A 5797-nucleotide genomic window follows, 5' to 3' on the forward strand; every position below is an offset into this window, starting at 1 on the left:
GATCGTCTAATGCGACACCATCAGGCGGGGCCGGAGTGGGTGGGGACGGTGCTGTCACGGCAGAGGCAATCCGGCGAGTGCTGCTGCTGCGCCGAGGGATGCGCAAACGGCGAGGGTGCGAAGGACTGACCATTTCAGTGCGAAGACCAGGATCAGCGCGACGAGGGTGATGGCGGTGCTGACTGGTTGCCAGGTGCCCAGGTTTGGTAGTTCGAGATGGATCGGGCCCCAGTGAAGTGCGGTGGTGGTGGCAAACAGGGTGTGGAAGGCGAAGTAGAGGGCGAGGTTGGCGATCACGCCCACAACGGCGGCGGTGAGGCCGGTCATTGCTGCGGAGAGTGCTTTGTTGTTGCGGAGTTGCTCGATGTAGGGCGCTCCGAGGAAGACGAACACGAAGCACGGGACGAAGGTGACCCAGGTGGTGATTAGGGCTCCGAGGGTTCCTGCGAGCCATGGGTCCATGCCTCCGGGGTTGCGGAAGGCGCCGACGAAGGCCACGAACTGCACGACCATGATCAGCGGTCCGGGTGTGGTTTCGGCCAGGGCGAGTCCGCGGACCATTTCCCCGGGTGCGAGCCAGCCGAACACCTCGACCGCTCGTTGGGCGACGTAGGCCAGGACTGCGTAGGCGCCGCCGAAGGTGACCAGGGCGGTGCCGGTGAAGAACATGCCCTGGGTGGTGAACACGCTGTCGGTGCCTGTGAGGAGGGCGACGGCGAGCAGGGGTAGCCCCCAGACGGCGATGCCGATCGCCAGTACCGTTGCGGAGCGTCGCGCGGTCGGGCGCTCAGCGTGCAGCACATCGTCAGGGATCAGTGGCGGCGTCTCGTCGGTGTCGGTGGTGCGGGCGGGGGTTTTGCTCTGTAGTGCATCGGGGCGGGCGCGGCCGATGAGCCAGCCGGTGGCGGCGGCGGCGATGATCACGACGGGGAAGGGGATGGAGAATACCGACAGCGCGAGGAACGAGGCGACGGCGAGCAGGACGAGTGCGCGACTGGCCAGGGCTCGGCTGCTGACCCGGTGGACGGCCTGGGCGACGATCGCCACCACGGCCGGTGCCAGGCCGGCGAAGATCGCGGTGACGGCGGTGGTGTCACCGAACGCCACGTAGATGCCGGATAGGGCGAGCATGGCCACCACGCCCGGTAGGACGAAGAGGGTGCCGGCAGCGATGCCGCCCCGGGTGCCGTTGAGGAGCCATCCGGTGTAGATGGCCAGCTGCTGGGCTTCCGGTCCGGGCAGGAGCATGCAGTAGTTGAGGGCGTGCAGGAACCGTTTCTGGCCGATCCACTTCTTCTCGTCCACCAGGGCGCGTTGCATCACGGCGATCTGTCCTGCCGGTCCGCCGAAGGTCTGGAGGCTGATGGCGAACCAGGTGCGCAGTGCGACCCTCAGCGGGATCGCATCGCCGCTCGCCTTCCGGGTTGGAGCCGAGGGTGTCTCGGTGTCGGTGGGGTTGTTGGCGGTGCGGTCGTTGGTCATAGCGCGTCCCGGTTCTGGTGATGGGTGGGAGTGATCAAGCGGGGCGCCCGCCGAGCAGGCTTCGACGGTAGTACTCATAAAGGCCGTTGAAGACCGGCGTGGTGACGGCCATGGTGTGGTGGTCGTCGCCGATCAAGGACAGTCCGCGTAGGACCGTGTCCAGGCCAGGTGCTTCAGGGGCCTCGTATCGGTCGTCTTCGAGGTCGGCCTCGTGGATGATTTCGGCGATGCGCCACAGCACGGGGTCGGCCAGGTCGTAGCGACGCAGGATGGTCTCGAATGTGCAGTCGCCGTTGTGGTGGGACAGTTCGACGCCTCGCATGTCGAACGGGGTGGCGTCTGCCGGCACGTCGTCGGGTCCGGCGACGAAGATGAACTCGGCCTCGCTGTCGACGAACCGGGTGATCAGCCACGCGCAGGCGGCGCGATCTATGTGAATTCCGGTGCGGGTACTCCACTTCACAGCGATTCCTTCGTCTGGGTGTTGTCGGTTTGGGTGTGGTCTGCGGTCTGCGGGTCCGGGCTCGCGAGTTGGCGGAGGGCGGTGTGGGCGACGGCGCGTTCCGGTGGGGGGAAGTAGTCGCGCCTGGTGATCTGCCGCCACTGGTTGCGCAACCGGCGCAGGCTGCTCACTCGCTCCTCCTCGGCCGCGTGCAGGGCCGCGGCTGCCTGGGCGGTGAGCTCGGCGTACTCGGCGGCGCGGGCGTTGCGCATCTGTTCGATGAGGTGGAGTTCCTGGGCCTGGGTGGTGGCCGACGCGATCCAGATCCCGGCCTGGCCGCCCCACTCGAGCACTTCGTCGGCCAACCACTCCAGGTGTTCGCGCGACCGGGCGTCATCGGGCAGGGCGACGACGTTGTCCGCGAACTGGGCGACCCCGAGCTTCTTGAGCTTTCGCCACAGGGTGATCCGAGGTGTGGACGGTTCCCGAGGCAATCGGTAACTCAGCAGCACCCACTGGCCGCGCGTCGCGGAGGTCGCATCGTTCACTCGCGAAATGAAACCACGGTTACACCCTAGGCGCCAGCGGTTCATGTCACGCCGGGTCTTTCCCACGAGTCGGCGGTGCCAATGTGCAAGAATCTGCGTATGGATGCAGATAAGCAGATGTGCGGTCTTGATCCGGACAGTCAGTTCGTCGAGCTGGCTGTAGAGGTGTTCGCGATGTTGGCCGACGCCACCAGGGTGCGGATCATCCTCGCGCTGCGGCAGGCGGGGGAGATGTCGGTGAATCATCTTGCGGATGTGGCGGACAAGACCCCGGCGGCCATCTCGCAGCATCTGGCGAAGCTGCGCTTCGCCCGGATTGTCGAGAGCCGGCAGGAGGGCCAGCGGGTGTTTTACCGTCTGGCCAATGAGCACGCCTCCCAGCTGGTCTCTGACGCGATCTTCCAGGCAGAACATGCCCTCGGGGGCACGCCCCGCCACCATCGGGTCCCGGTCGATCAGCCGCCGGTGGTGTCGACCGGACCCCAGTGATGGTGGGGGTTCTTCGCAACCCCACCTACGCCCGGCTGTTCGCCGCGCAGGTGGTGGCGCTGCTGGGGACGGGCTTGCTGACGGTGGCGCTCGGGCTGCTCGCGTTCGATCTGGCCGGAGGCGATGCCGGTGCGGTGATGGGGACGGCGTTGACCATCAAGATGGTGGCGTATGTGGGTGTGGCGCCGGTGGTGGCGGCGTTGGTGGATCGACTCCCGAAGAAAGCCGTCCTGGTGGGAGCGGACCTGGTCCGGTTCGCGGTCGCGTTACTCCTGCCGTTCGTTGAGCAGGTGTGGCAGATCTACGTCCTGGTGTTCGTCTTGCAAGCGGCCTCGGCGACGTTCACCCCAGCGTTTCAATGGGGCTGATGCACGAGCAGGTGACATCTAATCTGGCTTGCCCTACGGGGTCAGCCCCTGACGTTCGGGATGTTGAACGGGCACGGGGCGAAACCGACGAACCTTTAGACATTGTCAGGGCGGGGCCAGACTCAGGTTATACCGGCAGCCAGGTGACCACCACTGGATTGTGGTGGTCACCTGGCTCGTCACTAACGGGTGGCGTGTTATCGGCCTCTGGTGCTGCGGTAGTCGTCTGCGCGGGTGGTGTGGGTGCTTCGGGCACCGGCGGCGCCGCCCAGTGCGGTGACGAGGGCGCCGAGCAGTAGGCCGCCTACGGCCCACCACGCCCCGGTCGCTATCTCGTCGCGGTTCTGCTCGAACTGGTTTTGTGCGTCCTGGGCGGCCTGGTCGGCTTGCTGCTGTACTTGGTCGACATCCTGCTGGTCGATGTCGGCGTTTTGCGCCGCCTGGCTGGCCTGGTCGGCGGAGATGGTGGTCGCGCTGCCCGCGGTCTGGGCGAGGGTGCCGAGCGCTCCCCCGATGGTGCCCAGGATGCTCGTGCCCAGCCATCCGACCAGTACCAGCATCGCTACCAGTGAGGTGGCCCAGGTCACCAGCCCGTGGAGCAGGCCGCTGCGCACGGCCAGGGCACCGGCGATGTACCCGGCGACGGCGAGCGCTACCACCAGCGCCACCACGCCCCAGATGCTCACGGCAATGCCGCTTGTCTCTGATAGGCCCAGTGCGGCACTGGCCAGGGCGAAGACCACCAGGATGGCCAGAAACGTCACGGTGCCGGCGAAGATCGCACCCCACGACGTGTTGGCGGTGCGGTGGCCTCGATCAGTGCCGATGAGAGAATCTCGCGCGGTGTCGTCGTGCTGCTCGGGGGCCAGTGGCGTAGATGAGCCGTGCGTGGGGCCGTGCCCGGTGGCGAATCCCGCTGTTTCTGATCGCCGGTGGGATCCGGTGGTGTCCGGGGTCCGGTCGCGGCCGGCTCTGGCGTCCTCTCGATCGTCTGCAGAGGTCATGAGCCAAGCTCCTTTGAGGGTTGAACCTTGTCGGCTGGATAGGCGGGCGCGGGGATCGAGTTGGCTGCTGGCGAGCCTCGATTCCCGCGCCTCTTTTTTCCGGTGTGTCGGTTGGTTCGAGCTTTAGGAGTCCTGCGCGTGGTCCTTGACGTTCTGCGCGGCCTGCTGGGAGTTCTGCTTGAGCTCGGAGGCGTGGTGCTTGCCTTCGCTGGTGACCGTCTCCGCCGCTGCGCTAGCGGTGTCCTTGAGTGATTCGGCTGCGTCCTGGGCCTGCGGTTTAAGGCTCTCGGTCATGTCCTGAGCCACGCCCTTGACCTCATCGACCAGCGGTTCTGCCCCGTCTTTCACGGTGGTGGCCGCGTTCTTCTCAGCGTCGCTGGCCGGTAGCAGGGACCCGAGAAGCCATCCGGCGCCCAGGGCGATCAGGCCCGCGGCGAGCGGATTGCCGCGAGTGCGGTTCTTGATCTGGGTGGGCGCTTGCTTGGCAGCGTGCCCAGCCTCCGAGGCCAGAACCGAAGCCTGGTCCCGCGCCTGGGCCGCGGTGTCCTGGCCCGAGGAGGAGGTGTGGTCCACGGCGCCCATCACAGACTCCCGGATGCTGCTGAACCGGTCTTTGACCTTGTCGGTCTGACGGCTGGCGGCCTTGGCGGGGTTTACTTTCTCGGCCAGTGCGTCCACATCGTGGCCCAGATCGGCGCGGGTGCGCTCGATGTCGGCCCGAATCTCCTCGGGGGTACTCATGGCGTCTCCTTGCTGGGGTTGAGGGTGGGCGGTATCTCTTGCATGGTCCGTTGGGTCTGGGGCAACCCCTTGACCTTGGTCATTCGCGCCCTGCCCAGCACCGCGAGCACGGCAGCGATAACGGCCCAACACAGGGCCACGATCAGGGCGGCCCACCCCAGGTCCATGACGTTGCCCAGCGCCCACGCCAGAGCTAGGGAGAGAAACATCAGGACGAAGAACCCGCCAAGTGCTGCCCCGGCGAGCATCCCCACCCCGGCGCCGGCCTGTTTAGCGGATTGGGTGGCTTCGGCTTTGGCGAGCTCGATTTCTTTGCGGACCAGGCTGGAGAGGTTGTCGGCGAAGCTGGAGAACATCTCCCCCAGCGACTCGCTGCGGGCCCGCTGCTCGGCTTCGGGTTCGGGAACTGGCGAGGACCCGGTCATCAACGGCCACCCGGATCAATGGTGTCGGCGCCGCTGGGGCCCTGCCCGAACAGCGGAGTGCTGAGCGGATCGATGGCAGGGACGGGGTCCACGCGCTCGGGAAAGTCGAACGTGGGATCGGCCGGGGCCGGCATTGGATGCGCAGGGGTCGGGACATCCGGTGAGGTGGCGGCCGCGGGAGCATCGTCACTGTCGGCCAGCCCCCGGGTCAGGCGCCCAGCAACCAGGCCGACACCAGCAGCCACGGCCAGAAAGGTGCCGGGGCGCCGGGCGGCGAAACGGCGCACGCCCGTCAACA

General features: G+C 66.9%; 7 protein-coding genes and 2 pseudogenes. 2 read left to right on the forward strand and 7 right to left on the reverse strand.

Annotation, left to right across the window (positions count from 1 at the left end):
- Positions 1 to 54 precede the first annotated feature (54 nt).
- From chrA to DPA01S_RS15685, 3 genes are read right to left on the reverse strand one after another with little or no spacing between them, the layout of a single operon-like run.
- A complete protein-coding gene (chrA, locus tag DPA01S_RS15675; protein WP_061917793.1) occupies positions 55 to 1482 on the reverse strand; it encodes a chromate efflux transporter in 1428 nt (475 codons plus the stop codon).
- Between the two features lie 34 nt (positions 1483 to 1516).
- Positions 1517 to 1945, reverse strand: a complete 429-nt coding sequence (locus DPA01S_RS15680) for a chromate resistance protein ChrB domain-containing protein (protein WP_061917796.1) — start codon at positions 1943 to 1945, stop codon at positions 1517 to 1519.
- Positions 1942 to 2472 (reverse strand): Chromate resistance protein ChrB, encoded by a 531-nt coding sequence (locus DPA01S_RS15685; protein WP_061917798.1) that lies wholly within the window; start codon positions 2470 to 2472, stop codon positions 1942 to 1944. The genes DPA01S_RS15680 and DPA01S_RS15685 overlap by 4 nt, the downstream gene beginning before the upstream one ends.
- 99 nt (positions 2473 to 2571) lie before the next feature.
- Here DPA01S_RS15685 and DPA01S_RS15690 point away from each other — a divergent pair, with 99 nt between their 5' ends.
- Together DPA01S_RS15690 and DPA01S_RS15695 are read left to right on the forward strand one after the other, a co-directional pair.
- Positions 2572 to 2961, forward strand: coding sequence for an ArsR/SmtB family transcription factor (locus DPA01S_RS15690; protein WP_061917802.1), 390 nt, complete (start codon positions 2572 to 2574; stop codon positions 2959 to 2961).
- Positions 2961 to 3320, forward strand: a pseudogene (locus DPA01S_RS15695) (MFS transporter); the annotation flags it as partial. The gene DPA01S_RS15690 and the pseudogene DPA01S_RS15695, both read left to right, overlap by 1 nt.
- 206 nt (positions 3321 to 3526) lie before the next feature.
- Here the strand turns inward: DPA01S_RS15695 and DPA01S_RS16880 are convergent.
- From DPA01S_RS16880 to DPA01S_RS17375, 4 genes and pseudogenes are all read right to left on the reverse strand, one after another.
- Positions 3527 to 4333 (reverse strand): hypothetical protein, encoded by an 807-nt coding sequence (locus DPA01S_RS16880; protein WP_063935706.1) that lies wholly within the window; start codon positions 4331 to 4333, stop codon positions 3527 to 3529.
- 123 nt (positions 4334 to 4456) lie between these two features.
- Complete coding sequence (locus DPA01S_RS15705) at positions 4457 to 5074, reverse strand: DUF3618 domain-containing protein (RefSeq protein WP_061917810.1); 618 nt, start codon at positions 5072 to 5074, stop codon at positions 4457 to 4459.
- Positions 5071 to 5499 (reverse strand): phage holin family protein, encoded by a 429-nt coding sequence (locus DPA01S_RS15710; RefSeq protein WP_061917813.1) that lies wholly within the window; start codon positions 5497 to 5499, stop codon positions 5071 to 5073. Before DPA01S_RS15710 ends, DPA01S_RS15705 begins: the two co-directional genes overlap by 4 nt.
- Positions 5499 to 5797: pseudogene (locus tag DPA01S_RS17375) on the reverse strand (hypothetical protein); the annotation flags it as partial. The gene DPA01S_RS15710 and the pseudogene DPA01S_RS17375, both read right to left, overlap by 1 nt.

This window comes from Dietzia papillomatosis NBRC 105045 (genome assembly GCF_001570845.1).
In the GTDB taxonomy this organism is placed as follows: Bacteria; Actinomycetota; Actinomycetes; order Mycobacteriales; family Mycobacteriaceae; genus Dietzia; species Dietzia cinnamea.